Origin of the sequence: Arthrobacter sp. TB 26 (assembly GCF_000427315.1) — a bacterium.
Classification (GTDB): Bacteria; Actinomycetota; Actinomycetes; order Actinomycetales; family Micrococcaceae; genus Arthrobacter.
Genome location: NZ_AUPJ01000103.1, coordinates 1 through 2,131 on the forward strand (window position 1 = coordinate 1; position 2,131 = coordinate 2,131).

A 2,131-nucleotide genomic window follows, 5' to 3' on the forward strand; every position below is an offset into this window, starting at 1 on the left:
CCCGTCCGTAACGGGCGGCCAACGGAGCGGCGCTGAATCCATGGGTCAGGACGCTGAGCAGCACGGTGGCTGTTATGACGGCCACGGCCTCATTGGACACTGGTCCGAGGGTTTCCAGCGCCAGCAGGGCGAACACGAGGGAAGCCAGGCCGCGGGGACCGAACCACCCCACGAACAGGATGGTGTCCCGGTTGAGGCCGGCACCCGTCGAGGCCAGTGCCACCGGCAGCATGCGCACCACCGTGAGGCTGAGCACGGCATACACAATGGTCAGGGGGACGAAATGCGCCAGCATGGTCGGAACGGCGATGGCGCCGAAGGCCAGCCACACGAGCAGTGAGACCAGTCCGCCCATCTGTTCGACGAAGACGAGTTCAGCCGGCACCCGTTGACCGGCGCACGTGCCGAAGGCCAGCCCGCCGCAGAACGCGGCGACGAATCCGTTGCCGCCCACGGCGAGTGCTGCGGTGTAGGCGAGCAGGCTCAGGGCGAGGACTCCGATGCCGGCGAAATCCTCGACGGCGGTCCCGTGCCGGCGGCCAACTGCAGCAGCCATCCACCCGCGGCGCCGGCCGCTGCTCCGATAGCCGCGCCGATGAGCAGCTCGACGGCTGCGCTGCCGGGGGCCGCGGCGCTCTCCAGGCCCGCCGTGGCGGCTGCACCGGCGATCGCGACCATGACCACCGGGGTGGCGATGCCATCGTTGAGGCCGCTCTCGACGGTGATCAGCTGGCGGATCCGTGACGGCACCGCCGGATTCGTCACCACGGGGACCCCGAGGGCGGCGTCCGTAGGGGCCAGGGCAGCGCCAACGAGAAGGGCCAGCCACAGCCCCAGCTGGGGGAAGAACCAAGCGGCCAGGACCCACCCGGACACGATCGTCAGCGGCAGGCCGATTCCCAGCAGCCGTGCATAGCGGCCCAGGTCACGGCGCAGCTGCTGGAGGGGCAGGCGGGCGGCGTCGGAGAAGAGCACCCACACCAGCGTGACCTCAACCATCGGGGTGAGGCCTGCCGGGGGCGACGCGGCGTCGACCAGCCCCGACCAGGCCGTGGCCGCGCCGACAGCGGTGAACACAATCGGCGCGGTCAAGTACGCCTGCTGCAGCCGCGCCGAAACCAGTGCCCACGCGAACAGCGCGGCGGCGATGAGAACGACGGTCGTCAACTCCATGACGGACCTGCGCCCCATTCGAGCAGCCGGACGGGTCCGTCCACAGGGACCACGCTCCCTCCGCCACACACAGGAAACCAAACGAGCCGTACGGTTCAGTACACAGCCCTGCCCGTCACGGCGACAGGGAACTAAGCCCTGATCTGTGACCGTTCCTGCGCGGGTGTGGGGAACGGCGTCGTGGCCTTCGAGTCCCCAGTCCTAGAACGGGTACGGCGCGATCTCGGGACGCATGGTGAGCCACTGGATTTCGGTGAAGGCCTCGATGTTCGCCGTGGCCCCGCCGAAGCGCGAGCCGGTGCCGGAGGCGCCCACACCGCCGAAAGGTGCGTTGGCTTCGTCCAGGACGGTTTGTTCGTTGATGTGCACCTTGCCGGAGTGCACCCGGTCGGCGATTGTCATTGCTGCGCCCACGTCGCCAAGGATTCCGACGGAGAGGCCGTATTCATTGGCGTTGACGAGTTCCACCGCCTCGTCGAGGGTGGAGAACTTGACCACCGGGGCGACCGGGCCAAAGATTTCCTCGGCGAACGCCGGGTTGTCCGGGCTGAGATCCGCCAGCACCGTGGGCCGGTAGAACAGCCCCTCGTGGGTGCCGCCCGCTGCGATCCGGGCGCCGGCCTGGACGGCGTCTTCGACGATCGAGTGGATGCGCTTGAGTTGTGACTCGTCGATGATCGGACCCAAGGCCACGGCACCGCTGGCCGGGTCGCCGACCGGGAGATGGGACGCCTTTTCGCTGAGGGCCGCCACATAGGCGTCGTAGACGGATTCGTGGACAAGGTGCCGGCCGGTCGTCATGCAGATCTGGCCCTGATGCATAAAGGAGCCAAACGCGCCCGCGGAGGCTGCCTTCGCGACGTCCGCGCCCGGCAGCACGATCAGCGCGTTATTGCCGCCGAGCTCAAGGTGCGCGCGCTTGAGGTGCCGGGCCGCCGCCTCGCCCACCTTGCGGCCC

Annotated in this window: 1 protein-coding gene and 1 pseudogene; both read right to left on the bottom strand. The window is 69.0% G+C overall.

The genetic code is table 11. The annotated features are described in order from the left end of the window. Nucleotides 1-1,191, bottom strand: a pseudogene (locus tag K789_RS26740) (cation:proton antiporter); the annotation flags it as partial. Nucleotides 1,192-1,374: 183 nt separating this feature from the next. After that, the gene (locus tag K789_RS26520) at nt 1,375-2,121 is read right to left on the bottom strand and encodes an aldehyde dehydrogenase family protein (protein WP_306376373.1); all 747 of its coding nucleotides are present in this window, start codon (nt 2,119-2,121) and stop codon (nt 1,375-1,377) included. Nucleotides 2,122-2,131: the final 10 nt, after the last annotated feature.